Annotated in this window: 24 protein-coding genes; all 24 read left to right on the top strand. The window is 38.4% G+C overall.

The window, feature by feature from the left end; genetic code table 11:
• Positions 1–57 precede the first annotated feature (57 nt).
• The 24 genes from LA313_RS01305 to LA313_RS01420 all read left to right on the top strand — a co-directional run bounded on the left by LA313_RS01305 (position 58) and on the right by LA313_RS01420 (position 26,730).
• Positions 58–1,065, top strand: a complete 1,008-nt coding sequence (locus LA313_RS01305) for a glycosyltransferase family 2 protein (protein WP_228912801.1) — start codon at positions 58–60, stop codon at positions 1,063–1,065.
• Complete coding sequence (locus tag LA313_RS01310) at positions 1,062–2,288, top strand: glycosyltransferase (protein WP_228912802.1); 1,227 nt, start codon at positions 1,062–1,064, stop codon at positions 2,286–2,288. The genes LA313_RS01305 and LA313_RS01310 overlap by 4 nt, the downstream gene beginning before the upstream one ends.
• Positions 2,275–3,318, top strand: a complete 1,044-nt coding sequence (locus LA313_RS01315) for a glycosyltransferase family 2 protein (RefSeq protein WP_228912803.1) — start codon at positions 2,275–2,277, stop codon at positions 3,316–3,318. The genes LA313_RS01310 and LA313_RS01315 overlap by 14 nt, the downstream gene beginning before the upstream one ends.
• Before the next feature lie 26 nt (positions 3,319–3,344).
• Positions 3,345–4,088 (top strand): class I SAM-dependent methyltransferase, encoded by a 744-nt coding sequence (locus LA313_RS01320; protein ID WP_228912804.1) that lies wholly within the window; start codon positions 3,345–3,347, stop codon positions 4,086–4,088.
• 21 nt (positions 4,089–4,109) lie between these two features.
• A complete protein-coding gene (locus LA313_RS01325; RefSeq protein WP_228912805.1) occupies positions 4,110–5,048 on the top strand; it encodes a glycosyltransferase family 2 protein in 939 nt (312 codons plus the stop codon).
• Between the two features lie 4 nt (positions 5,049–5,052).
• Entirely contained in the window at positions 5,053–5,994 is a 942-nt protein-coding gene (locus LA313_RS01330) for a glycosyltransferase family 2 protein (RefSeq protein ID WP_228912806.1), read from the top strand.
• Positions 5,991–7,091, top strand: coding sequence for a non-hydrolyzing UDP-N-acetylglucosamine 2-epimerase (gene wecB / locus LA313_RS01335; RefSeq protein ID WP_228912807.1), 1,101 nt, complete (start codon positions 5,991–5,993; stop codon positions 7,089–7,091). The genes LA313_RS01330 and wecB overlap by 4 nt, the downstream gene beginning before the upstream one ends.
• A gap of 71 nt (positions 7,092–7,162) precedes the next feature.
• Entirely contained in the window at positions 7,163–8,422 is a 1,260-nt protein-coding gene (locus LA313_RS01340; RefSeq protein ID WP_228912808.1) for a glycosyltransferase family protein, read from the top strand.
• Between the two features lies 1 nt (position 8,423).
• Positions 8,424–9,308 carry a glycosyltransferase family 2 protein gene (locus LA313_RS01345; RefSeq protein WP_228912809.1) on the top strand — a complete coding sequence of 295 codons (885 nt, stop codon included), beginning with the start codon at positions 8,424–8,426 and terminating at the stop codon, positions 9,306–9,308.
• 3 nt (positions 9,309–9,311) lie between these two features.
• Positions 9,312–10,307, top strand: coding sequence for an N-acetylneuraminate synthase family protein (locus tag LA313_RS01350; protein ID WP_228912810.1), 996 nt, complete (start codon positions 9,312–9,314; stop codon positions 10,305–10,307).
• Positions 10,308–10,446: 139 nt separating this feature from the next.
• Positions 10,447–11,601 (top strand): UDP-N-acetylglucosamine 2-epimerase, encoded by a 1,155-nt coding sequence (gene neuC, locus LA313_RS01355; RefSeq protein ID WP_228912811.1) that lies wholly within the window; start codon positions 10,447–10,449, stop codon positions 11,599–11,601.
• Positions 11,598–12,290: an acylneuraminate cytidylyltransferase family protein gene (locus tag LA313_RS01360; RefSeq protein ID WP_255702449.1), complete on the top strand. Its 693-nt coding sequence runs from the start codon at positions 11,598–11,600 to the stop codon at positions 12,288–12,290. The genes neuC and LA313_RS01360 overlap by 4 nt, the downstream gene beginning before the upstream one ends.
• Positions 12,290–14,002, top strand: coding sequence for an asparagine synthase (glutamine-hydrolyzing) (gene asnB, locus LA313_RS01365; protein ID WP_228912812.1), 1,713 nt, complete (start codon positions 12,290–12,292; stop codon positions 14,000–14,002). The genes LA313_RS01360 and asnB overlap by 1 nt, the downstream gene beginning before the upstream one ends.
• A 46-nt stretch (positions 14,003–14,048) precedes the next feature.
• A complete protein-coding gene (locus tag LA313_RS01370) occupies positions 14,049–15,467 on the top strand; it encodes a CDP-glycerol glycerophosphotransferase family protein (protein WP_228912813.1) in 1,419 nt (472 codons plus the stop codon).
• Entirely contained in the window at positions 15,460–16,539 is a 1,080-nt protein-coding gene (locus tag LA313_RS01375) for a glycosyltransferase family 4 protein (protein WP_228912814.1), read from the top strand. Before LA313_RS01370 ends, LA313_RS01375 begins: the two co-directional genes overlap by 8 nt.
• Positions 16,530–17,672: a glycosyltransferase family 4 protein gene (locus LA313_RS01380; RefSeq protein WP_228912815.1), complete on the top strand. Its 1,143-nt coding sequence runs from the start codon at positions 16,530–16,532 to the stop codon at positions 17,670–17,672. The genes LA313_RS01375 and LA313_RS01380 overlap by 10 nt, the downstream gene beginning before the upstream one ends.
• 86 nt (positions 17,673–17,758) lie before the next feature.
• Positions 17,759–19,330 (top strand): glycosyltransferase family 2 protein, encoded by a 1,572-nt coding sequence (locus tag LA313_RS01385; protein WP_228912816.1) that lies wholly within the window; start codon positions 17,759–17,761, stop codon positions 19,328–19,330.
• 64 nt (positions 19,331–19,394) lie between these two features.
• Positions 19,395–20,393 (top strand): glycosyltransferase family 2 protein, encoded by a 999-nt coding sequence (locus LA313_RS01390; RefSeq protein WP_255702450.1) that lies wholly within the window; start codon positions 19,395–19,397, stop codon positions 20,391–20,393.
• Between the two features lies 1 nt (position 20,394).
• A complete protein-coding gene (locus tag LA313_RS01395) occupies positions 20,395–21,384 on the top strand; it encodes a glucosamine inositolphosphorylceramide transferase family protein (RefSeq protein ID WP_228912818.1) in 990 nt (329 codons plus the stop codon).
• Positions 21,385–21,389: 5 nt separating this feature from the next.
• Entirely contained in the window at positions 21,390–22,601 is a 1,212-nt protein-coding gene (locus LA313_RS01400; protein WP_228912819.1) for a glycosyltransferase family 4 protein, read from the top strand.
• A gap of 63 nt (positions 22,602–22,664) precedes the next feature.
• Entirely contained in the window at positions 22,665–23,066 is a 402-nt protein-coding gene (locus LA313_RS01405; protein ID WP_228912820.1) for a four helix bundle protein, read from the top strand.
• A gap of 44 nt (positions 23,067–23,110) precedes the next feature.
• On the top strand, positions 23,111–24,241 hold the full coding sequence (locus tag LA313_RS01410) for a glycosyltransferase (protein WP_228912821.1): 1,131 nt from the start codon (positions 23,111–23,113) through the stop codon (positions 24,239–24,241).
• A gap of 73 nt (positions 24,242–24,314) precedes the next feature.
• Positions 24,315–25,682 (top strand): O-antigen ligase family protein, encoded by a 1,368-nt coding sequence (locus tag LA313_RS01415; protein WP_228912822.1) that lies wholly within the window; start codon positions 24,315–24,317, stop codon positions 25,680–25,682.
• 31 nt (positions 25,683–25,713) lie between these two features.
• Positions 25,714–26,730 carry a glycosyltransferase family 4 protein gene (locus tag LA313_RS01420; protein ID WP_228912823.1) on the top strand — a complete coding sequence of 339 codons (1,017 nt, stop codon included), beginning with the start codon at positions 25,714–25,716 and terminating at the stop codon, positions 26,728–26,730.
• Positions 26,731–26,846: the final 116 nt, after the last annotated feature.

Below are 26,846 nucleotides of genomic sequence, written 5' to 3' on the forward strand. Positions count from 1 at the left end.
CCTTGGAAAAAGCTAAGATAATCTTTCGCCGATAATTTTTGAAATTACCGTTATTAAATGTCAACCCTTATTTCAGTCATACTACCGGTATATAATCGTGAAGCTTTTGTTGGAGATGCAATTCAGAGTATTCTTAATCAAACCTACCAGAATTTTGAGCTTATAGTTATAGATGATGGATCTACTGATTCCACATTAGAGGTAGTCAAAAGTTTTAATGACCATAGAATTAAGATTTTAAGGAATAAGAGTAACACGGGAGTCTCGGCCTCCAGAAATAGTGGCATAAAAGAAGCTAAAGGAGAATTCGTTGCTTTTATGGATAGTGATGATATCTCTGCTCCCGAGAGACTTTGGAAACAACTTCGACTTTTACAGCAAAAACCGGAGATTGAGATTTGCGGTAGTTGGCTTCAATTCCTGAATTCCGATAAGATAATAAAACATCAGGAAGAGCATGATGATGTTTTTACACAACTACTCTTAAATTGTTCCCTTAGCTTGGGAGCTGTGATGTATAATAGGATTTTCCGGGATCTTTTACTCGATGAACGGTTGCAATTTGGTGAAGATTATGAGCTTTGGAGCAGGGTGGGATGGAAGAGTAGGTTTTATAACATTCAGGAACCACTTCTTTTCTATAGAACCCATCAAGATCAAATCTCAGGTAGAAACAAACAAGAGCAATTGTCTTTGGATGCTGAAATTCGCCTTTCACTTTATAAAAAATTAGGTTACTGTCAGGAATCATTTCCAGATGAGGTGATCAAAAAAATAATCTTGTTTCGGGAATTTTTTGACTTGAAGGAGTTTAGAATTTTTCTAGATTGGCTGAGGGTACTGGAAAAGATAAATCTCAAAAAGAAAATTTTTCCACACGCACAATTGGAGAAAGTATTGATGACTATAAAGCAGGATCTTTTGTTTAATATTTTTTTCTCGAACTCTGATTTTGGGATTGATAAAAGGTGGAGAGTCAAGGCGCTTCGGCTATTAGATAAAGAAGATTTGTTGAAAATCCTGGAGCTCAAGTTCAGACAATACATTAAAATTTATAGCCGGTGAGGAAAATATTGTTTAAGATGCGCCAGTTTCCTCATCTTTCGGAGACTTTTGTACTAGCGCAAATAATTACAGCTATAAAAGCAGATCTGGACGTCCGTATCCTCGTGAGTGAGATACTAGATTTTGAAGCGAGCACTCACCTGGAGGTACTGGAAAAACATCAAATAAGAAAAAAGTTAATTCTGGAGGATTACCAAATTCCGAGGAATAGGATTATAAGAGTTTTAAAAGCAGGTTTAATAGTTCTAAAACAGATTGCGCAGCTCAGAGAATTGGCTGTTTTTTTAAAGCACAAGAAAAAATTTAGTTTAACCTGGATCTACCAGTTTCATTTTTACTCTCAGTTCAAAAATGTTGAGATTATCCACATTCAATATGGAACCAATATACATCCGGTAGATATTCTCAAAAGCATAGGTTTTTTTCAAGGTCGTCTTATTGTTTCATTTCATGGGCATGATGCGTTTTTTCCGATTAATGGTTTTATCCAGAATAATGGATATTATAATTACCTCTTCGGAGGTGATAATTTAATTATAGCTAACACTTCTTATCTCGCTGAAAGAATAAAAGAGCTTGGTTGTCCGGAGAAAAATCTTAAAGTAATTCCTGTAGGAGTTGATACGGATTTTTTTAAAGTGGAGAATAGGGAAAAGCCTGGTGGTTCGGTGAAGTTTGTAAATGTTGGCAGGCTAGATAAGGTGAAAGGGCAAATGTATGCTATAGAATTCATTAAAATGATGAAAGAAAGAGATCTTGATGTAGAGCTAACGATCATTGGAGATGGTGCAGAAAGAGAGAACTTAGTAAGTCTTATTAATAAACATCAACTTGCTGATTCAGTTTTTTTAGTGGGAAAAAAATCACAGGAGGAAGTCAGAAACTACCTCGCAGAAAGTGATATTTACATATTAACGGCCGTACCACTAAAAGACGGTAGGAGAGAGACCCAGGGCTTAGCGACACTGGAAGCGGCAGCTGCGGGGTTACCTGTGCTGGCTTTTGATTCGGGTGGAGTGAGATATACAATTGTAAATAATGAGACAGGTTATCTGTGTAAGGAATATGACATGAAATGTCTGTGGGAAAAAGCAACATTCTTACTGGATAAAAAATCACGAATAGAAATGGGTGAAAAAGCCCGTAACTTTGTAGAGCAGCATTTTGCCCAGGAAAAAATCGACAGGGAATGGAAAAAAATCTACAGTAGTGAGCGGGAGTAAAAGCGAAACCGGGGCTTTAATATCAATAATTCTTCCTGTTTTCAATGGAGAAAGATATCTTGACCAATCTATTCAGAGTTGTCTGGATCAAACCTATAATAATTTTGAACTTATCATTGTTAATGATTGTTCAACAGATAATTCTTTAAAAATTGCAGAATCCTTTAAGAATTTTGATGGTCGCATCAAGATCATTTCTAATGAAAGAAATAGAAAACTTCCCGCTAGTTTAAATATTGGTCATAAGGCCGCCAAGGGAGAATTCTACACTTGGACTTCACATGATAATATTTATGAAAATAATGCAATTGAGAAACTTTTAGAAGGTATTATTAAGCATAATGTTGATATAGTCTATGCAGATCTAAATATAATTGAAAGTAATGGTTCCTTAAGAAAGTCTATAAATCCGGGAGATTATACCAGGCTTCTTTTTGGTAATTCGATCGGAGCGGTTTTTCTTTACAGAAAAGAAGTATTTTACAGGAACAAGGGCTATGACGAAAAATTACATAGCATTGAGGATTATGATTTTTGGTTAAGGGCATGCGAGCATAGTGATTTCTATCACATTCATCAGGTCTTATATAATTATAGAATTCATGACCTTACTCTTTCTAGTAAATTGAGAATTTCAGATTCAAGAGAAAACCGGTTGTATATTCAAAACTTGAGAAGGGTTTATCAACAAATAATTGATAATTTAGGTACAGCTAATTCAAAAGAGTTTGTTGATTCCTTCATGAATATTCATCTATATAAAAGCCTGGATGTTTTAAAGTTTTTGAAGTACTACATTGATTATTTGGATTTTTTAAGTAAGGTTTGTCTAAAAATGCCAGCCTTGGATTTTGACAGGTTGAAAAGAGAATTAGATATAAAATTAAGGTCAAGTATTTTGAATAACAGAAATAATCAAAACTTTAAAGTTTTATGTTCAATATTAAAAGTAAGGCCGTATATGATTCTAGGCTATGAGAAGAAACGCAGTTTTCAAATTCTTCAAAAGTGTTTATTCCCAAGGAGGTAATTTGTGGTGATTAAAAGTTCAAAAAAATGAAATTGAGGTACAGACTGAAAAATTTTTTAAAGAAATCACCCTATCAGCTTTACGAAATATTGAGAAATAGTAGACAGCGGAGAATCGATTCAATAAAAGATGAACAGATCACCCAGAATTATTTTGATAATAATAAAATCTATAAACTTCAAATAGGCTGCGGTGAAAATTTGCACAACGGCTGGTTAAATTCGGATCTTAAGCCTTCAGAAAAAGCAATAAAACTGGATGCCGGTAAAGAGTTTCCTTTTAATGATGACACCTTTCACTATATATATTCTGAGCATCTTTTTGAGCATCTAAATTTGTCTGAGCAGAAAACAATGCTTGAAGAAGCTTTTAGAATTTTGAAAAAAGGTGGTATTCTTCGAATAGCGACCCCGTCTATTGATTTTTTATTCGATCTCTATGATAACCCCGAAGAACATATAAATCAAAAATATTCAAAATGGGCTGTAGATATGTTACCGGGTTTAAAAGATGTGAGAACACGTGGTGTAGATAGCAGGTTTTATCATATTTATGTAATCAATCATTTTTTCAAGGCTTGGGGTCATCAAACTATTCACAATTTTGAAAGCTTAAGTAATCTTGGGGATAGTGCAGGTTTTTCTAAAATTAAAAAAACGTCTGTTGGAGAAAGTGAAGATCCTATTCTTAGGGATGTAGAAAGACATGGCTATATTATTCCTCAAGAAATCAATTTTCACGAAACGATGGTGATCGAGCTTACTAAATAAGAGTCAATAGAAAAATGTATAATGGCAGAAGCTAAAGTAGCAATCATTTTAACGAGTCATAATAGAGAAAAACTTATTGAAGAAACTCTGGTTTCAATTCAAAACCAAACATTCACAAAGTTTCATTGCTATATTATAGACGATTTTTCCACAGACAATACGCCAGCAGTCGTAAAAAGATTTGTTGAAAAGGACGATAGATTTTGCTTTTTTAAAAAGCCTGAAGCAAAATCCAAAGGGCTTTCAGCAAGTAGAAATATGGGGCTGGATTTAATCAAAGAAAAAGAATATGATTATCTCCAGTTTTTTGATGATGATGATTTAATGCATCCCCGGAAATTAGAAGTGCAAATAAAAAATCTAGAGAAAAATCCTACATCACAATTTTCCCTTTGTGGGGCTCAAAATTTCACTTCCTTAAAAGATATAAATTTTGAACTCAATTCAGAAAACAACACCGTCCTTGAATATGAATTATGGGATGCGTATCTAATAGGTAAAATTAAATTCGTTGCTCAGGTACCTATTTTTAGAAGTTCTTTCTTTTCAAATTATAGGTTTGATGAAGAGCTACATTATGCAGAGGAATGGGTTCTTTTTGTCCAGCAATTTTATAATGAAAAGCCGGTATTTTCAAATGTTGAGGATACTTTGTTTTATCGACGGAAACATTCAATTTCCATTACCTCCGGTGGCAATCGGAATTTCAACGTCAGGAAAACCTCTGCTATTGCAGGTATAAAAGTCTTAGATTTTCTTTCTCAAAACAATATTCATACGCGAACAAGTATTCTTCATTATTTAAGATATTTTTTATTATACAATTATGATTCCGGTATTCTAAAGGAGATAGAAAAAGAATTGAAAATTAATTTTCCTGAGCTGATGCCCAGGTTTTGGATGGCTAAAAAATATCATTGGATTTCAAGAAAAATTATTTTAAGGACTCTAAAATATTGAAATTTTGGAAATAAAAGTTTCGATAATCATTCCAACACATAATAGAGCCCATTTCATTGGAGATGCTCTCAGGTCAGTACAGGAACAGAGTTTAACCGAATGGGAATGTATAATTGTGGATGACGGGTCTACCGATGGAACAAAACAAATAGTGGAAGGCTTCCTTTGGGATAAACGATTCAAATATACTTCCCTTCCGGCTAACATTTCAAAAGGAGCCAATAGTGCCAGGAATTACGGGTTTGAATTGAGTAATGGTAAATATATTCAGTGGTTGGATGATGATGATAAAATATCAAAGAATAAGTTAGAATATCAGATCACGGCAATGGAGGCCGATAAAAGGAACTGTTTTACTGTTTGTCCCTGGGATTATTTCTGGCCCTCAAAAAAAATGCAGTTAATAGATTATTTTAGAAATAAAAGAATCATAAATTCTGAGGATTACTTTCAAACATTGGCTGCAAATCAATCTTTTATTCCGGCTAATGCATTTCTTATTCCAAAAGAACTGTGCAAGAAGGCGGGCGGGTGGAGGAAGGATTTATCCTTGAATGATGATGCAGAGTATGTTACTAGAATTTTCATCAATTCAGAAGGTTTGTTGAATGTTGCAAATTGTTTTGCTTTGTACCGGAATCATTCTGAGGAAAGGCTAAGTCGCCAAATGGATAGAAAATCTCTAAACTCCTTTTTAATAAGTTTAGAATGCATAAATTTTTATCTAAAAAATGATGGAGTCAAAGCAGAGAAATTTTTTAAATGGAAGTTGCTTAAAATCATAAATAATTATAGAGGTATTGATCCTAAATTACTTAAGAAACATGAGCCACTTTTCAAAGAATATGGAATTTATTTGCGGTTTTACAGGTATTATAATATGAAACATTCAATCTATTTAGTGTTGTTTCCCATTTTTAAGAAAATAAAAAAGTTAACTAGATGAAGTTTCTGGTTTGTTTCGGAACCCGCCCTGAAGCCATAAAGATGGCTCCGGTCATTTATCAGCTTAAGCAAAGAGGCCTTTCCTTCAAAATATGTGTTACCGCCCAACACAGGGAAATGCTGGACCAGGTTATAGACTTCTTTGAAATAAAGCCAGATTTCGATCTGAACCTGATGGAGCCCAATCAATCTCTAAACCGTCTTAGTGCACGAATTTTAACAACTATGGATGAAGTTTTAGAACAGGAGAAACCGGATGTGGTCCTGGTTCATGGCGATACTTCCACTTCGGCAATGGTGGCTTTGGCCGCTTTTCACAGGCAGATCAAGGTGGGGCATGTGGAGGCAGGTCTAAGGACGTTCAATAAAGCTGCTCCTTTTCCCGAGGAGATGAACAGGCAGCTAACAGGAAGAATTACCGATTTTCATTTTGCTCCTACTGCCCTGGCGAAAAACAATCTTTTAAAGGAGAATATCAGGGGAAATCAAATTTATCTCACAGGGAATACTGTAGTGGATGCCATAAAGTGGGCAGCAGATAAAACTTCTTTTGCTTCAGGAACTAAGGAGATCAACGATCTGGATGAGCAGTTGGACCCTAAAAAGAAACTTATCCTTTTTACCGGGCATCGCAGAGAAAACTTTGGAAGAGGTTTTGAATCTATCTTTAAGGCTCTCCGGAAGATTGGAGAGAGGGAGGATGTGGAAATTTTATATCCCGTGCATCCCAATCCAAACCTTAAAAGTTCAGTAACACAATTCCTGAAAGATGACAAGAACATACTTTTGGTTCCGCCGCTGTCTTATCCTGCAATGGTCTGGTTAATCAAAAAAGCCGGTCTTATCATATCCGATTCGGGCGGAATGCAGGAAGAAGCTCCTGCCTTTAAAAAGCAAGTTCTTGTTACCCGAGAGCTTAGCGAAAGAATGGAAGGAGTACAAGCCGGTTTCTCAATCCTGGTGGGTACCGATACCGAAAGAATCGTCTCAGAAGCTAATAAAGCGCTCGATAACCCCGCTGATCTCTCAGGAATTGAGAATCCGTTTGGGGACGGAAAAGCTTCCGAAAGGATCATTGATGCTCTCATGGGATTATAGCTCGACTATTTATGTACCTTTCTTCTTAAGAAATATCTCTATTTTCGCTGTACACCAAATCTGTAAACCTCTTGACTTCCGCTGAACCGAAAAAAATACTTGTCGTTGCTGAATCCATTAATGTGGAGGACAGTAGTGGGTCAAAGGCAAACGTTGCTTTAATTTTAAACCTGAGAGATCTCGGTTTTGAAGTTGTGGTATATCACTACACCCGCAAGAGAATAGAGCTCGAAGGTATTCGTTGTATTCAGATTAAAGAGAGGAAAACAAATCTTCTTTACTTTCTAAGCAGGGGTCAGAGGAAAATTCAACATGGTCTTAAGGTTAATCTGGCCAGATTTCTTGAGCCCAGATTTGGTTTCTCCTTTACTTTTTTAAATGATTCAAAAAGTATTGAGAAGGCTCTAAAAAAGTTGAATTTTAATCCGGAGCTTATTCTTACTCTTAGTAAAGGAGCTAGTTTTCGCCCTCATCACGCTCTATTGGGATTGCCGGCGCACCACCCAAAGTGGATAGCCTATATTCATGATCCCTATCCTTTTCATTACTACCCGGATCCTTACAACTGGTCGGAACCCGGATACAGGCAAAAGATCAGGTTTTTTGAGGAAGTAGCAGATAAATGCAGATGGGCTGCCTTTCCAAGCCTGGGGTTGAAACAGTGGATGGAAAAACATTACCCCGGGTTTTCGCAAAAGAGTTTAGTCATTCCCCATCAATTGAGAGAAGAGTCAGATACGACAGAAATTGATCTACCGGAATTTTTCGATGAGAAAAAGTTCAATCTTTTACATGCCGGTAATCTTATGAAGCAAAGACCTCCTTTTGATCTTATCCGGGGCTTTCAAAAGTTTCTAAAAGAGAACCCTGAAGCAAAACCACTGAGTAAATTAATCTTAATTGGTAGTGCACAGTATCATGAAGAGCATTTGGAAAAACTAAAGGGAGAGATAGAACAATTTTATTTTATAAAAGAAAACGCAGCTTTTGCTCAGGTGCTTCAAATGCAAAAGAAAGCAGCCGTTAATATTATCCTGGAATCAAAAGCGGAAGAAAGCCCGTTCCTGCCGGGGAAATTCCCCCATTGTATCGCGGCGGGAAAGCCAATTCTATTACTGGGACCGCCCAGGAGTGAGTCCAGGAGATTGTTAGGACAGGATTATGAGTACTGGTCGCCGGCAGATGATGTGGATAAAATATCTCAACTTATAAAGGAAATGTTTGAGCTGTGGAAGCGCGATCCTGAAAGTTTTATTCTTGAAAGGGAGGATTTGTTATTCTATCTTTCTTCGGCACATCTCAGAGACGAATTGAATAAAATTCAGGTGTAAAATGGAAGCATCTATTCTTATTGTTTCAAAAAATCGCAAAGATGAGCTTCAAAAGACACTTTTAATTCTGGAGAAATGCGTGAGTAAAAAAGAGCATGAAATCCTTGTCTTTCTTGATGGTTGTACAGACGAGTCCGGGGAATTAAAGCAGGAATTCCCCTGGGTACAGTGGTATTCTTCCGAAGTTAGTATCGGAGCTTCCAGAGCAAGGAATCTTCTGTACAAAAAAGCAAGGGGTTCGATATTTTTTGGGTTTGATGATGATGCACATCCTATGCAGGAAGACTTTATTTCGAAAGCCCTGGGTCTTTTCAGGAGCCGGCAACAATTGGGAATAATTGCCTTCAGGGAACTTAGAGGGAAGAATATTGACAACTATTTGGGGCATGAAGATCCATTGGAAGAAGATTATCTTACGAAGGATTTCATGGGATGCGGCTTTGCCATTAGAAAGGATGTGTATATGAAAACCGCTGGTTTTCCAAAATGGATAGATATTTATGGAGAAGAAATTTGTGTCGCTCTTGAAGTTCTTAATTTAAATCATGAAATTCTTTTTACTTATAAGATCGTGGTCAATCATAGGGTAGATACCGAGGCGAGAAAACTTCAGGGAGGGAATTATTTCAGGTTTGGAAGGCAATTAAAAAATACTGCAAATTTTTATTTAGTCTATTATCCTTTTCCGCTATTGCTGAAGAAAGTGGCCCGGTTGTATTTTTTGAATCTCTTTAAATATGGATTTAAAAATTGGTCTTTTTTCAAAGAATTCTGGAAGTCACTCTATAAAAATATAATTCAATTTCCGGTAGTTATCAGATATCGCAGGCCGGTATCAAGCAGTACTATTCAGAAGTTTAACTCACTCCCAAATCCAAAATACTAAGCGATGAAGATCATAGCCGAAATAGCACAAGCACATGAAGGAAGTTTGGGAATGGCATTGGCCTATATAGATGCTTTGGCAGGAACCGGTGTGGATGCTGTCAAGTTTCAGGTGCATATTGCAGAAGCTGAAAGCAGCATCCATGAACCTTTTAGAGTTCAGTTTTCCATGCAGGATGAAACCCGGTTCGACTATTGGAAACGGATGGAATTTTCAAAAGAACAGTGGAAGCTAATCAAAGACAGATGTGACGAAAAAGGTGTGGAGTTTTTAGCCTCGCCTTTCAGTAATGCCGCTGTGGACCTACTTGAAGAAATAGGTGTAAAGGCTTACAAAATAGGATCGGGAGAAGTTAACAATTTTCTCCTGCTCGAAAAAATTGCTAAAACAGGGAAACCGGTCATTCTTTCTTCTGGAATGAGTTCTTATTCCGAATTGGATAAATCTGTTGATTTTCTAAAAAAGAAAGGCGTGGAATTTTCTGTTTTGCAATGCACTACAGCATATCCTACACAACCGGAAAATTACGGACTTAATGTTATTCCCGAACTAAAAAACCGTTACGGAGTTGTGGTAGGATATTCCGATCACTCTGCCAAAATAGAAACCTGTATTGCCGCTGCAGCTTTGGGTGCCGAAATTCTGGAATTTCATGCTGTCTTCGACAGGCGAAGCTTTGGGCCTGATGCCTCTTCTTCCCTGGAAATAGGGGAGATCGCGAGACTGGTAAAGAGTTTAAGAGAGTTAGAAATCGCACTGAAAAATCCCGTTGATAAGACAGAGAATACAAAGTATAAAGACCTTAAGAACATATTCGAAAAATCTCTTGCGGTGAATAAAAAGCTTCCGGTCGGCCATATTTTAAAATTCAGCGATCTGGAAGCTAAAAAGCCTAAAGGAATGGGAATAAGCGCTGGCTGTTTTGAGGAGATTATCGGCAGGAAATTGTCCCGCGGCCTGGAACAATGGGAATTTTTAAAGGAAGATGACCTGGAATAGGAGTAATAGTTTTTGCGATTTCATCATGGTCCTATCCGGGATTTAAATCTTTTCACCTTTTACGGCTAAAAATGCGTTAGTATAAAGCTTCTAAAAATCATTTTTAATACATTCGTCTAAAGTCTAAAAAGAACTCTAAATGCCCCGACGTATTTGTGTAGTCGTTACAGCCCGGCCTTCCTATAGTAGAATAAAAACAGCCCTATCGGCTATTCAGGAACATCCCGATCTTGAATTACAATTAGTGATAGCAGGTTCAGCTTTACTGGATAGGTATGGAAATGCAGTAGATTTTATTGAAAAAGATGGCTTTCCCATTGCAGCAAAAGTTTTTATGGTTTTGGAAGGCGAGAATCCTACTACCATGGCCAAAACTACAGGTTTAGGAGTAATGGAACTTACCAATGTGTTCTATAATCTCAAGCCGGATGCTGTCATAACAATAGCCGACCGTTTTGAAACCATAGCTACCTCTATTGCAGCAGCCTACCAGAATATCCCCCTGGTGCATATGCAGGGAGGGGAAGTTACCGGGAGCATTGATGAAAAGGTAAGACATGCAAATACTAAACTTGCAGACCTTCACCTTGTGTGTAGTGAAGATGCCAGGGAGCGGGTAATAAAACTTGGAGAAGATCCCGCCAAAGTCCTTAACACCGGCTGTCCTTCCATTGACCTGGCCAAACAGGTACTGCATAATTCTTCCCTGGATTTTGATCCGGTAGAAAAATATGGTGGAGTGGGAGTTCAACTGGATTGGAAATCAGGTTACATTGTTGTGATGCAACACCCTGTGACAACTGAATATAAGGAGGCCAAATTGCAAATACTGGAAACCTTAAGAGCAATAAGAGATCTCAACTATCCGGCCTTTTGGTTCTGGCCTAATGTAGATGCAGGCTCAGATGGAACCTCTAATGGCATCAGGTCCTTCAGGGAAATGGAAAACCCACGGAATATTCATTTCTTTAAGAACATGGAGCCCGATGATTTCCTGAAGCTTTTAAAGAATGCAAGAGCACTTGTTGGAAATTCGAGTGCAGGGCTAAGAGAATGTTCCTTCCTGGGAACTCCTGTGGTAAACATTGGAAACAGGCAAAATAGAAGATTAAGGGCTAATAATGTCACTGATGTTCCGCACGACCGGCAGCTTATTTATGAAGAAGTTGAAAAAGCCATTGCTCATGACAATTACAAAAGTTCAGACATCTATGGGGACGGAGATTCGGGAAAAAGAATTGCTGATATTCTCTCTTCTGAAAAATTAACTTTTTCCAAAACTATTACATATTGATAAAGATCTTAGGGATAATACCCGCCAGGGGTGGAAGCAAAGGTATACCGGGTAAAAACGTAAAACATCTCGCGGGTCGACCTTTACTTGCCTATACGTTTGAATCTGCTGTTAATTCAAAGCTTCTTCCAAAGGTCATTCTGTCGTCAGATTCCGAAGAAATAATAAATGTAGCAAAGGATTTGGGAATTGAGGTGCCGTTCAAAAGGCCTTCAGACTTAGCCCTTGATGAGACTCCGGCAATAGATGTTGTGCGACATGCCGTAGAACATTTCCTGGCTCAGGGGGAAGAATTTGATGCAGTTTGTTTGTTACAACCTACTTCTCCTATTCGCGGAAAAGATCTCATTGATTCAGCCATTGATAAATTTATCTCCGGTGACTTCGATTCAGTAATTTCAGTTAGAACAGTTCCGGACGAATTTAATCCACACTGGTGTTTTGAAGAAGAGGATGGAAAGCTGAAAATAGCTACCGGTGAAAAGAAAATTATTCCGAGAAGACAGGAATTACCTAAGACTTTTTACCGTGATGGAGCCGTTTACATTGTAAAGGTTGAAGTGCTAATGGAGCAAAATTCACTTTATGGAGAGAAGATCGGTTCTATAGTATCCTCAGGACCCCATATTAATCTTGATGTTCCCTCAGACTGGGAGGAGGCTGAAATTCTACTTAAAAATTACAGCTAATGTGTGGTATTTCGGGGATCATCACTTCTGAAGACAAGAGAGTCCAGTTGGAGAGAATGCTTTTTGAACAGCATCACAGAGGCCCCGATCACACCGGTATTTATTGTGAGAATGGATTTGCTCTCATTGGGCACAACCGGCTGTCTATTATAGATCTTTCAGATGCTGCCAACCAACCTTTCCAGGACACTTCGGGCCGTTACAGTTTAAGCTTTAATGGGGAAATATATAATTACAGGGAGCTTAGGGAAGAGTTAAAGGATCAGTTCCATTTCAGGACTTCCTCAGATACCGAGGTTCTTCTGGCTTGTTACCTTGTCTACGGGAGAAATTGTCTTGAAAGACTTAACGGTATGTTTTCCTTTGCAATCTGGGATTCCAAAGAAAAACATCTCTTTGCCGCCAGAGACAGGTTTGGTGTAAAACCATTCTTTTATTCTATTGACCAGCAAGATCTTTATTTTTCCAGTGAGATTAAGGCTATAAAGGCTGTTTTAAAAAGAGAAAAAGCAGCTACGAAAGTATGGGCAAATTATTTTGCCTTTGGTTCATACGGCTTTCCTGAAGAAACCTTTTTTGAAGGAATACATCAACTTCCTGCAGGTCATTTTTTAGAATTCAGTAAAGGCAAGCTAAGGACAGAGAAATGGTACGATTTCGTAAGAAGAATTAGAGAAACAGAGATTGTTCCTGATTTTGAAAAAACCAAAGAAAAATATCTCGATCTCCTGCTCGACAGTATTTCACTTCGGTTTAGGGCTGATGTCAAAGTTGGATTTAATGTAAGTGGAGGGATCGATAGTTCACTTTTGCTGGCTTTGGTCAATAGAGAAAAACCTACTGAAAAGATAAGAGCTTACACCTTTTACACTGGAGATGAACGGTACGACGAACTGCCATGGGTGGAGAAAATGATATCATCTACCGGAAATCCATTGACCTGTGTAGCCTTAAAACCCGAAGAGGTTAATCTCCTTGCTAGCGAGATTTCAGTATTTCAGGATGAACCATACGGAGGAATTCCTACCATAGCCTATTCAAAGATTTTCGACAGGGCAAAAAAAGATAATGTTCTTGTGCTTTTGGATGGACAGGGAATGGATGAACAATGGGCCGGTTATGACTACTATGGCAAAAGCCATGATATGACCATTCAGGGCCAGACTGATAAGAAATCTCCTTTTAAAATTAATGTGCTCAGTCAGGATATGCTGCGATTGGCTGAAAAACCAGAATATCCGGCGCCATTTGAGAATGATCTTCAGAATTTGCAATACCGGGATTTGTTTTATACCAAAATTCCAAGAGCTCTCCGTTTCAACGACAGGATATCAATGGCCTCTTCCACAGAATTAAGAGAACCGTTTTTAGATCACCGGTTGGTCGAATTTGCCTTTGCTCAGCCGAATCACTATAAGATCAGGGATGGAATACATAAATATCTATTAAGAGATTTAATAAAGGATCTTGTGCCGGCAGAAATTTCTTATGCTCCAAAAAGGCCTTTACAAACCCCGCAAAGAGAATGGCTTGGCCATCAACTGAAAGATTTTGTGGATGTACGTCTTAAAATTCTAAAGGAAAAAGATATTTCCGGTTGGTTTGATCATAACGAGATAGAGAAAGAATGGAAGGCTTTCCTTGCAGGAGAGAACAAAAGTAGCTTCCATATATGGCAGTGGGTAAATACTTCCTTTATAAATGTTCATTAGTTTTACCCGGTATTTCTTCTATTTTTGTTAAAACCATATTCCCCAAATGCAGACAAGGCGGTTGAAAACTTTAGGCTTAGTTATTACTGACGGAGTGGGCTTCAGAAATTTTGTCCTTAGTGACTTTCTGAAAGCTGCTTCATCAGAGTTCGATAAGCTTATTATTTATTCCGGTCTTCCTAAAGAGGTATACGACGCAAAAGAAATGCCTCAAGTCGAGATAAAAGAACTACCGGTCTTTGCAGAACCTTCCACAACATGGTTTTGGAGAAAGACTAAAGAAGTAGCTCATCTTCAATTGCACAAAGACTTTTTTGGAATTAAGGATAACCTTCTCCTCAACAAATCAACCGGCAGCTCAAAAAGAGCCAGAGCTACACGTTTTATATATTCTGTCACAAGTAAACTGCATTCCGAGAAGTTTATAGAATTTGTTGAAAGGCGACAGATACACTCCCTTTCCGCCCATACAATTACCCGGGAATGTATTGCTTATCTAAAACAGGATAAACCGGATTTGCTGTTTTTTACACATCAGAGACCTCCGTATGTGGTCTCCCTTGTTGCTGCTGCAGAAAAATTAAAGATTAGAACAAGCTCCTTTATTTTTAGTTGGGACAATCTGTCCTCAAAAGGGAGAATGGCTGCCAGGTTTGACTTCTTTCTTGTCTGGAGCTCCTTGATGGAGCAGGAACTTCTCTATTTTTATCCTTCTACCTCACCTCGCAAAGTTGAAATCGTCGGTACGCCGCAATTTGAGCCGTATGTAATGCCGAAATATTACATGAAGAAAGAGGATTTTTTAGCCACCCTAAAGGTTTCCGAAGGAAAGAAAATTCTATGCTATAGCTGTGGAGATATTTCCACCAGCCGAAACGATGAATTGTACATAGAAGTTATTGCAGCAGCTATTGAACAAAATGAACTTTCAGAAAAAGTAGAATTGATTGTTAGGACATCCCCGGCTGAAGATTCTGATCGATTCTTTTTCCTGGGGCAAAAATTCCCTTTTATCCGCTGGAACTATCCGGATTGGTATTTAGCAAGATTAGATCATCCGGAGCCCTGGTCTCAAAGGATTCCGTCTGAAAAGGATCTTAAAGATTTACGTGCCCTCTTGATGTACGCGGATATCAGTATAAATATGTGTTCCACAATGAGCCTTGATTTCATGTTATTCGATAAACCTGTTATTAATCCTGTATTTGGGAATGAAACTAACGAACTTTACAACGATCAGCGATTCTTAAAGTTTGGACACTATGAGAAGGTGGTGAAAAGCAGCGCGGTGAAGTTGGCACGCAATAGAAAAGAATTAATAGATGCTATAAATTTTTACCTGCAGAATCCGACAGAAGATAAAGAGGAAAGAAGAAATCTTCTGGACCTTCAAATTGGAAAACCTCTGGAGGGGACGAGTAGTAGGATAGTTCGTGCATTAAAAGAATTTTCAGAATTTGATTAAGAAGAAGAACATTGGAATTATTTGTAATTACAAATTAAACCCGAAGCGGATAGGGGGCATGGACAGGTTTTTCCAGGCCTATAATAAGCAGCTGCTCCAAAAAGGTTATAAACCCACCTGGTTTTTTTCGGGAGGAGAACATTTTGATTTTTATTCCGGTTTTGAACTTTACATTGCCGGCAAGAATGAATCTGTTGAAACTTATGTTCTCCACTACCTGGAAAAGAATCAGGGTTTTGACATTGTAGTTACTCATTTCCTCACTCTTTGCACACCATTTTACAAAGAACTGAAGAAAAGAAGTCAGCCTTACATTATTGCCGTAGATCACAACCCGCGACCTCCGGGAGGATTTCCGTTGAAAAAGCGACTTAAAAACAAAGTCAGAGGAAAACTATTTTCACAACTTATAGATTGTTTTGTTGGAGTTTCTAAATATACCGTCGATTGTATTTTAAAAGATTACGGCAGCAATCTGCGAGAAAAAACCAAGGTCATTTATAATGGAATTGATACTTCTGTCTACCTGAAGCGCACCGAAGAAAACCATTCCAGGTTTATTGTAGCTTCCCATTTAAGAGAATCCAAAGGGATTCAGGACCTAATAGAAGCAGTAAAGTTACTGCCGATAGAAGTACGAAATACTGTTCGAATCGACATTTTTGGAGAAGGACCGATGGAAGGGAATTTAAAGGAAATGGTGGAGGCATTCGGTCTCCGGGAACAATTTAGCTTTAAAGGGAGCAGTCCCCATCTGCCGCAGCTCTTTGGACACTATTCTTATTTGTTGCAACCGACCTATATGGAGTGTTTCAGTTTATCCATATTGGAAAGCCTGGCGGCAAACGTTCCTGTGATTACAACTCCTGTAGGCGGGAACCCGGAGATCATAAGTCATGGCAGAAATGGATTCATTTTTCCCACAGGGAATATTCAAGAACTTTCTGACCTCCTGCAAAAAATACTCTGTAGGGAAATCGAAATATCCAGCGATGTAAACCGCTTAGTAGAAGAGGACTATAACTTGGATAAAATGCTTGAAAATCATCTAAAACTGCTTCCGTGCACCTAGCTTTTTTAACTCCCGAATATCCTCATCCGCGAGTGCATTCTTCAGCCGGAATCGGAACTAGTGTAGGTAACCTGGCAGTTGCCCTGACAGCTGAAGGAATAAAAGTTTCAGTTTTTGTTTACGGCCAGAAGGAAGACGCTGTTTTCTCCGAAAATGGTATAAAATTTCATTTGATCCGGCAGCGGAAATTTTCTCTTGCCGGTTGGTTCTTTCATCGAAAGTTTCTTCAGAACTATTTGAATAAATTTATTGTAGTAGATAAAATAGAAGCCATAGAGGCTCCCGACTGGACGGGAATTACAGCTTTTATGAAGCTGCGCTGTCCACTGGTAATTAGAATGCATGGCAGTGATTCTTACTTCTGTAAGCTTGAGGGGCGACCACAGAAGAAGAAAAATTTTTGGTTTGAAAGAGAAGCCCTGCAAGGAGCAGACGGTCTTCTCTCTGTCAGCGAATTTACGGCCCGGCAGACAACAAAAATTTTCAAACTGAAGCAGAAAATAGAAATTATTCCTAATTCGGTTGATACCAGATTTTTTAGTCCTTCTACTAAAGAAGTTGAACCTGATATGCTGCTTTACTTCGGCAGCCTTATCAGGAAAAAGGGCTTGCTGGAACTGGCGGAGATATTTAACCTGGTCGTGAAACAAAAGCCTGAAGCTAAATTGGTGCTGCTGGGAAAGGACGTTAAGGATATTCTGGAAAACAGATCCACCTTCGAATTGTTCCAGGAAAAACTTTCTCAGGACGCAAAAAGACAGGTGCAGAATATTACCTGGATTGATTACAAAAATGTCAGGGGGTATATCGCTTCTGCTGCTGTAATTACCCTACCCAGTTTTGCCGAGGCTCTCCCAATGACATGGCTGGAATCAATGTCCATGGGAAAAGCCCTTGTTACCTCGAATATTGGTTGGGCAAAAGAAATCATGATAAACGGTAAAACCGGATATACGGTGGATCCTAAAAATCATACAGCTTTCGCTGAAAAAATAATCCGATTACTAAATGATCAGGAGCTCTCGATAAAAATGGGGAGGAGAGCCAGAGAGCAGGTAATCAACAAATTTTCTACGCAGGTGGTGGTGCAGCAGAATATTGACATTTTTAAAAAAATGATACAGTCCAGTTAAGAACTCAAACTTTTGGCCACTTAACACTATAAATTGTCCGATGGCTAAAATGTTAATTTGTACTACATTTGTCCAAAGCGGTAGCATTGAAAGTTCTTATTCACAAAAATTCCCAGACCCCATTAAAAGTGATTTCCACCGATTCTGAGGAAGTTGAGCTTAGAAGTACTTCCTGCACGGGGGCCATGTGGGAACTAGCAAGGAAATATCCGGAGGAGATAATTGGATGGTCTGACGAAAGTTTTGAGGATCAATTAATGTTACAGGATTGGGAAAAGATCTTTGAGCACGATTTAATAATGGCTTCTTACGCCGTTAACAGTACCTTTCTACCTGAAAGTATTGGTTATGTAGATCTCTTACCTTTCGTGAATGTAAATAGAGAGGTACAGTTTCCCACCTGGTTAATGAGTCATGATGTAGGAGGAATCAAAGGTGAAGTTTTTTTACAATTCAAAGATATCCTGGGGGATGAATCAGATCTTGGTTATCTATTAAATTCTGTTGCCAAAATTGGACAACAAAATGGTCTTTTCTGCTATAGTCATCCAGGCTTGATAAATTTATCGGTGAAGGAGAAACCGAAGGCACTCGCTTCAGCCGGCAATTTATTTTCTTTTGTTTCCCAACATTACACCTCCTCCTGGACGTCTGTGCTGCTTTTTTGTTTTCAGAAGTATGAAAAGAAATATCCTGTTGGTGCTTATCTTAGATCTTTTTTGCAAAAAAAGAAATTCAATACTGCGGTGGATTTGTCTTCTTTTAAACCAAATCCAGGGGAAGAGGTCCCCGATAATTCCATAGATGTCATTATTCCCACGTTAGATAGAAAAGATTATCTACGGCAAGTATTGGAAGATTTGAGTGCCCAGACTCTCCTGCCAAAGAATGTTATAGTTGTTGAGCAGAACCCTGAGGAAGGATCTTCTTCCGGGCTGGAAGATATTATAAGCAAAGAATGGCCCTTTAAGATTATTCATGTTTTTATTCACAAGACCGGTGCATGTAAGGCCCGGAATCTTGCCCTGGATGAAGTGGAGAGTGAATGGATATTTTTTGCCGATGATGATATAAGGCTTGAAAAAGATTTACTGGAGAAGGTTATTAAAGAGTCTGCACGATATGGAATTTCTGCTTTAAATTTGAACTGCAGACAATCGCATGAAAAGACGGTTTTTTCCAAAGTAAAACAATGGGGAAGTTTTGGTGCCGGGACTAGTGTCGTGAAAACTTCTTTTGCAAAACAATGCAGGTTTTCAGAAATATTTGAATATGGTTTTGGAGAGGATGCCGATTTCGGAATGCAACTGCGTAACAACGGATGCGATATAATTTATCATCCCCATCTGGAAACTTTGCATCTTAAAGCACCAGTTGGTGGATTTAGAACAAAGCCTGTTCTTCCCTGGGAACAGGGGGAAGTTTTACCAAAGCCGTCACCTACTTTAATGGCTTATGCTATTAAGCATTATTCTCAGGAGCAAATCAATGGTTATAAGGTATCGCTTGCATTAAAATTTTACAATCGCCAAAAGATCAGGAATCCGCTAAAATATATCAATGACATGAGAAGGAGATGGAAACTCAGTGAAAGATGGGCTAGAAAGATCCTCACAGAGAACTCTCAACGTGGATCCTGTCCTGCTCATGATGACTGATTATCGAGCTAATCTCCTTTTTCTATCTTTGTTAATGCTTCAATTTGTTATTTGACCTCTCAAGATGAAATTCACCCTAATTGTTTGTACCTATCGGCGTCCTGATTCTCTAATGAGGCTTTTAGTTTCGGTTGCCGGGCAGATACTTTATCCGGACCAGATCCTGATAATAGATGGGTCTCCGGATAATCGAACTAAGGAAATGCTGGAGCTACACCCTGGGAAAAATCTTGAGTATTTTAAAGTAGAAGAGGAAGATCGAGGTCTTACCAGACAGAGGAATTTTGGAATACGAAAGACAGCTTTAACATCTGAAATCATTTGTTTTCTTGATGATGATATAGTACTAACACCTCAGTATTTTAAGAACCTCATTAATACCTATAACCGATTTCCAGATGCGATTGGGGTGGGTGGATATATTATTGAAGAAGTGAACTGGCAGAAAACAGGAGCTGTTCAGCACGAAGATTCAAAATTTGTTTTTGATGGCTGGATGAGGGATTTGGGAAGTAGGAATGTCCTCAGAAGGAAGTTAGGTCTTTTAAGTGATAAACCACCAGGATATATGCCCGATTTTTCAAATGGTTTTTCAACCGGTTTCCTTCCGCCGACTGGTAAAGTCTATCCGGTGGAATTTTTTATGGGTGGTGTTGCTTCTTATAAAAAAGAGGTTTTTTCAAAAATATCTTTTTCGAATTATTTCATAGGATATGGATTGTATGAGGATATGGATTTCTGTCTTCGCGCATCGCAGCTTGGGCAGCTTTATGTGAATACAGAAGGGCAATTATATCATCATCATGAAGCTAGTGGACGGCCGAATAGGTTTAGGTATGGAAAAATGGTGATCAGAAATGGATGGTATGTCTGGAAGGTGAAATATAAAGAAACTAGCTTGCAGGCCAGATTTAAATGGCATAGTATTGCCCTGGTGTTATCCATAGTGCGATTAATGAATATTCTGACAACCAGGGAGAAGAAAGCTGCATTTACAGAAGGTATTGGAAGAATAGTCGGATGGTGGAGTCTGGTTTGGAACCCTCCAAAGATTCAGAGGTAGAATGAAAAAGAGAATAATCATTGTTTTAAGTATCTTTTTTTTTACGGGTATCATTATTCTTCTGGTGTTTAATGCGAGGTACCCTTTTTTTAATCCTTCCGTTGGAAATTGGTCAGTTGGTTATCATCATGCCGATCAGGTACTTCCCGAAGTTAATGTTAGTAAGGGAAATATTATAACCTACGAATACATTAAGAGCATCACCTCCAAAAAAACTGAATATATAGCAGATCCTTTTTTTATAAAGGAAAAAGACACCTTTTATTTATTTGTAGAACTTAAGGGAGAAGGAAATGCAAATATAGCTTTGCTCACTTCTGCTGATGGGGAAAAATATGTTTATAAAGGAATAATATTGGATGAGGAGTTTCATCTGTCCTATCCTCAGGTTTTTAGGTATAACGGGGAATTCTATTTGCTCCCTGAGACCATAGGTGCTAAAGGGTTAATATTATATAAAGCAGAAAAATTCCCATTTACCTGGAAACCTGTAGATACTTTAGTCAGCAATAAGCACTTAAAAGATCCTTCGTTGCTTTTAAGTGAAGATTTAAATATGATCGTGGCTGTAGATGACGAACTTAAGCAGTATATGTTTGTGGCAGATTCTCTTAATGGTGTTTGGCGGGAAGCTGAGAATTACAAACCACGATGGGGGAATGAGACCAGACCTGGAGGGAGGTTTTTTAAACTAGAAGGGGAATGGTATCTTCCGGTTCAGAATGCATCTAAAGGATATGGAACAGGTATTTCACTATATAAAGTGTACAATCAGAAAACCTTAGAACTGAGGCCAGCAAAAAAACTTTATCTCGGTCCTCAAAACGAAATCCAATGGTTTAACCGGGGAATGCACCACCTTGATATACAGGATATTGATGGAGGTTTCTACATGGTGTATGATGGGGATCGAAATTTTGGAGAAGAGGAGTTCCAGTATAAGCGAACGATTAAATTAAACCTTATCGATCTTTATAACTACTTTAGATAGCCTGGATGAAATTTGGTATTATTACATATATTCTGCATAAGAGAATTAAAGGGGAGTATTATTCGTATGAACCTTATATAAGAGAAATGAACATCTGGTTGAGATTTTTTCCGGAGTTTCTTTTATTAGCACCTAACGAAGATAAAAATCCAGATCCTCTCGAGATTCCTTACAATTGCAGACCCACTAAATTTTATGAGATTCCTGAAATTTCCCTAATCAACTTAAAAGAAATTCTTGGAGCCATCTTGTTTTTACCTTTTGTAATTATCATGATCATTAAAATAATGAGCCGTGCAGATCATATTCATCTGCGGTGTCCGGGAAACATAGGTTTAATTGGTTGTTTCGTGCAAGTGTTTTTTCCTGGAAAACCTAAAACTGCAAAATATGCCGGAAATTGGGATCCAGAGGCCAGACAGCCAAGGAGCTATAGGCTTCAAAAATGGATTCTGAGCAACACTTTTTTGACCCGGAATATGCAGGTGCTGGTATATGGGGAATGGCCCCGGCAGTCGAAGAACATTATCCCCTTTTTTACAGCCTCATTTTCAGAAAAAGAAAAAGTTGAGGTGCCTAAAAAGACATTTTCAGAACCTTTTACATTTTTATTTGTTGGCAACCTGGTGGAGGGGAAAAGGCCTCTGGAGGCAGTTAAGTTGGTAGAGGCGATGAATGCAGAAGTTGTTCAGAATAGAGCTCCGAAGATCCGCGCCAGCCTGGAAATTTATGGAGATGGACCGGAAAGGTTTAAACTGGAAACCTACGTTAAAGAAAATCAATTGCATCAATATATAATTTTCAAAGGCAGCCGACCTTTGGAAGAACTAAAAGACGCATATAAAAAAGCTCATTTCGTGATCCTGCCGTCCAAATCTGAAGGTTGGCCTAAGGCACTTGCCGAGGCTATGTTCTTTGGTTGCATACCTATTGCGTCTCCGGTTAGTTGTGTCCCTTGGATGCTGAATTATGGAAGTAGGGGGATATTATTAGATGAATACAAGAATCTAGAGCCAAGAGCCAAGAATCAAGACGGGAGAAAAGAGTGGTCAGTGGTCAGTGGTCAGTGGTCGGGTGATCTGGAAAAGATTCGTAACCTAATGACAGATCCCGAACGTATGAAACGAATGTCTGAGGAAGCAAAAAAGTGGAGTCAGCAGTATACGTTAGAAAGGTTTGAAGGGGCGATTAAAGAGTTGCTAAATAATAAAAAGTAGATAACCAAGGTTCAAGGTGTAACGTTTAAAGTTCAAGGTGACTTCTGAACTTAAATTAAAGGTATGGGGAAAGTAGAAAGTTTTGAAGATTTAGAGGTCTGGGTTTTAGCTAGAGAAATTTGTGTGGATGTTGAAACTCTGTTTGAAACCACGCCATTAGGAAAAAGGTTTTCTTTACTAAATCAAATGGACAGAAGTTCCGGTTCTGTTATGGATAATATTGCAGAGGGATTTGGTAGGGGAGGAAACCTGGAGTTCAGAAATTTCCTAGGTTTCTCCCGCGGCTCCTGTACCGAATTAAAGTCTCAACTGTATCGCGCAAAGGATAAAAATTTAATCACCGAAGAAGAATTTCAGAAGTTATCTCAAAAATGTGAAAAGGAGATCGCGAAGATCACTTCCTTTATCAGTTTTCTGAACAGATCCACTTTAAAAGGTTCGAAATTTAAAAAGGATAAAAATTAACAATAAAAAACGCATGCACCTTGAACGTTAAACGTTGAACAACAATGAAACAGGAATCTAATCGTGAGCCAAGAAGCAAGATACGAATCCTACAGCTAATCGACAGCTTACGCTCCGGCGGTGCTGAACGTATGTCCGTCTCCTATGCCAACGGCCTGGTGAAGCGTATTGAAGGGTCTTTTCTCTGCTGTACCCGAAAAGAAGGTTTACTGAAAAAGCAGTTGGCTCCTGAAGTAGGTTACCTGTTTTTGAATAAAAAAAGTACCCTCGACCCGAAGGCATTTTTTAAGCTACGAAGATTTATAAAAGAAAATAGGATCGATCTCATCCAGGCGCATAGTAGTTCGTGGTTCCTGGCGCTAATGGTAAAGCTGAGTCTGTCACAGGTGAAACTAGTGTGGCATGATCATTACGGAAGAGAGCTTGATAAAAGGAAACCGGGGTTATTGAAACCCGCCTCTAAATTTTTCAACGGTGTTATTGTTGTAAACAAAAATCTTGAGCTATGGGCGAAAGAAAAATTATTAGCTCCCAAGGTTCAGTTCTTTAATAATTTTTTACCAGAAAATTTAGAGATAGTTAATGGTAGGAAGGAGAGGGTACTACTTGGACCGCAGAAAAGCTTTAAAATTATTTGTTTGGCAAATCTTCGGCCTCAGAAGGACCATTTGAATCTTCTGAAGGCGTTTGTGCTTTTAAAGAATCAAAATTTGCAGCTTACTTTACATCTAATAGGAAAAGATAAAGAGGATAAATATTCCACAAAAATAAAGAAGTACATAAGAGATCATCAGTTGAATGGGGAAGTATTTATCTACGGAGAACAGGCAAATATTTCAGGTTATTTAAAACAAGCTGACATTGGAGTATTAGCTTCAGCTTCCGAGGGTTTACCGATAGCTCTTTTGGAGTATGGACTTTCTGGTCTGCCGGTTGTCTGCACGAGTGTAGGAGAATGTAGCGAAGTTATTGGAGATCATGGTAAATTGGTTCTACCCCACAATCCAAAAGCATTGGCAGAAGCTATTTCTTTTTATATTTATGATGACAAGAAAAGGAAAATAGATTCAGTAGCTTTCCAGGAAAAAGTTGAAAGGTTTTATTCTTCTGGAGCTGTTATAACAATGATTACCACCTTTTATGAGGATATACTACGCAGAACGTCCTGTGTTTAGAAGAATAGTTAAGAGAGGTAGGATGATGGTGTTTATAAGAAAAATTAAGTTTTTCTTCTGGTTTTTATGATTTATGGCATTTAAAAATTTAACCTATACTGAATATGTAAAGCTTTTGCTCATCCACTTAGCAATGGGAATTGCTATTTCCATGTATGGAGGTTTTGCTAAGCCTATACTTATAGGAATTCTTATTTTTTTGTTGTTTTTCGTCATTAGCAGGGGCAATAAAAACAATGAAGCCTTAATGGCTGCTGCTTACATTGCAGGAGCAGAGGTTTTTTTCAGACAAACGGGAGGAGTCATTTTCTACGAGACGGGAAAATATTCTGTTATCCTGTTTCTTCTAATCGGAATGTTTTTTAAAGGTACTTCTTCCAGAACTACACCTTTTTGGATTTACCTTATAATACTCGTGCCGGGAGTGGTAATTGCCTCCCAAACCTTAAGTTATGATGTGGTTTTCAGAAAAGCCGTTGCATTCAATTTAGCTGGTCCTGTATGTCTGGGAATTTCTGCCCTTTATTGCTACTATAAAAAGATTTCAAAAATACAGTTCAATTACGTGCTAATGTTTCTGCTACTTCCTCTCGTTAGCCATATGATTTACCTTTTCTTAGTTACTCCAAATATTGGAGAGGCTCTTCATTCTGGCACAAATTCTAACTATGCTGCTTCCGGAGGTTTTGGACCAAATCAGATTTCCACGGTTATGGGAATGGGAGCTTTTTTACTTGCCACACGACTTTTTACAATTAAGAACAGAATCATAAATCTTATTGATCTTGTTCTTTTTGGCATGATGAGCTATCGAGCTATTGTGACATTTTCCCGGGGGGGAGTCTTGACGGCTATTATTTGCATTGCTGCGTTTTTAGTGTTATTAATTTATAAACAAGATATCTATGACAGGAAAAAAATCTGGAATAAGATTATGATATTTGGAGGAGTGGTATTCGGTATCTGGTTTCTCACTACAGTTTTAACCCAGGGACTAATCGTTAACAGATATACCAATAGAGATGCGGCCGGGCAATTGGAAACTGATATTACTACCGGCAGAAAGGAGTTGATCGTAACAGAACTTCAAGGTTTTTATTATAATCCTGTGGTGGGAATCGGAGTTGGCAAAGGAAAAGAGTATAGGAGTGAAGAAACCGGAACAGAAACAGCTTCTCATAACGAAATCAGTAGGTTACTCTCAGAACATGGTTTATTAGGCTTGGTAGCCATTCTAATTCTTATATTTGTCCCAATCATATTTTGGACAAAATTTAAAAACAATTATTATTTTTTAGCTTTCTTAGCCTTTTGGTTTCTTACCATCAACCATTCGGCGATGCGAATAGCCATGCCGGCTTTTGTTTATGGGCTAGCCCTGTTGTATATAGTTGATGATAAAAAGAAATCGGTATACAAGAAAAAAGTAGAAGCTCAATAAGTAGATGGGCTGGCGCTGTTATAAATAGTTAATGAAAAAAAGAATTCTTTATATAGGTAACAATCTTTCCAATCCCACCTTTACCGCTACCTATATTTCTTTTTTTAGTGAAGTATTAAAGCAGGAAGGGTATTGGGTGAAAACGGCATCGGGAAAGGATAATAAAGCACTGCGGCTGATGGAGATGCTCTCCCTTATCTGGACAAACCGCAAACAAACTGATGTTGTTCTTATTGACACTTACGGGGCCCAGAATTTCTATTATGCCTACAGCATCGGGAAGTTATGTCAGCAACTAAAGCTGCCTTATATTCCAATCTTACACGGCGGGAATTTAAAAGAACGCCTGGATAAAACTCCAAACCTTACAAAGTCCCTCTTTGGCAACGCCAGGATCAATGTAGCACCTTCTCACTTTTTATTCGACATATTCGTTGACCATGGTTTTTCCAACTCCCGGATCATTCCCAATTCAATCACCCTGGAGAATTATCCTTTTAAAGAGAGGAAGACATTTAAACCAAAATTTCTTTGGGTACGCAGGTTCCAAGAGCGATACAATCCGCTAATGGCAATAAAAGTTTTCGAACAGGTTTACAAAAAACATCCCGAAGCTAAAATGTGTATGGTGGGCCCCGAGAAAGATGGCTCTCTTGCCACCTGCAAGGAGTATGCAAAGCAAAAAAACTTGCCTGTAGAATTTCCGGGCAAAATGAAAAAGAAGGACTGGGCAGCACTCTCTTTGGATTACGATTTTTTCATCAACTCCACAGATGTCGATAACACGCCAATAAGTGTTATTGAAGCAATGGCCCTGGGCCTTCCCGTGATCTCTACAGATGTTGGCGGCATGCCCTATCTCATTGAAAACGATAAAGATGGGATTCTGGTGCCTCAAAACGATGTACCCGCAATGGTCTCTGCCATTGAAGATTTGCTGCAGAATCCTGAAAAATCTCAAAATATCGCTCAGGCCGCTTATGAAAAAGTCAGGCAGTTTGATTGGGAGATCGTGAAGGAGGAGTGGATCTCTGTTTTGAATGAATGAGTTCTCAGTTATGAGTTCTCAGTTATGAGTTCTCAGTTATGAGTTCTCAGTTGTGAGTTCTCAGTTGTGAGTTCTCAGTTGTGAGTTCTCAGTTGTGAGTTCTCAGTTGTGAGTTC

The organism is Salinimicrobium sediminilitoris (assembly GCF_020866905.1).
Classification (GTDB): Bacteria; Bacteroidota; Bacteroidia; order Flavobacteriales; family Flavobacteriaceae; genus Salinimicrobium; species Salinimicrobium sediminilitoris.